General features: G+C 62.3%; 1 protein-coding gene and 1 pseudogene. Both read right to left on the bottom strand.

From position 1 onward, the window contains the following. Positions 1 to 184 (bottom strand): annotated as a pseudogene (locus HX846_RS35665) (succinylglutamate desuccinylase); the annotation flags it as partial. 9 nt (positions 185 to 193) lie between these two features. Beyond that, a partial coding sequence (locus tag HX846_RS35670) for an ABC transporter permease subunit (protein ID WP_178967290.1) occupies positions 194 to 522 on the bottom strand: 329 nt, incomplete at its 5' end.

The following is a 522-nucleotide window of genomic DNA, read 5'->3' on the forward strand; positions in this document are numbered from 1 at the left end:
CAGCCAGCTCCGCCAGGCGCGCCTTCAAGTGCCAGGCCACCAGCATGCCCGGCAATTCGTCGGCGTGCAGTGACGACTGGATGTAGACCTTGCCTTCGGCCTGCTCCGGCCCGAAGTGGAAACTGTGGATTTGTCGCTCCGTGCCCGGCACCGGCGCCACAAGTGGATGAATCTGATGACGCATGAAGGCTCCTTAGTGGCTGGGGCCGAGAAAGGCCAGCCAGCGACGCTCCGCCAGACGAAACAGACCGACCAGGGCAAAGGTCACGGTCAGGTAGATCAGCGCAGCGATACCGAATGATTGAAAGGTCATGTAGGTGGCCGAGTTGGCGTCCCGGGCGACTTTCAGGATATCCGGGATGGTCGCGGTGAAGGCCACCGTCGTCGAGTGCAGCATCAGGATCACTTCATTACTGTAGTACGGCAGCGAGCGGCGCAGGGCCGACGGCATGATCACGTAGGCATACAGCTTCCAGCCGCTGAGGCCGTAGGCTTTCGCCGCTTCGACTTCGCCGTGGGCCA

The sequence above is a fragment of the Pseudomonas sp. K5002 genome, from assembly GCF_013386655.1.
Classification (GTDB): domain Bacteria; phylum Pseudomonadota; class Gammaproteobacteria; order Pseudomonadales; family Pseudomonadaceae; genus Aquipseudomonas.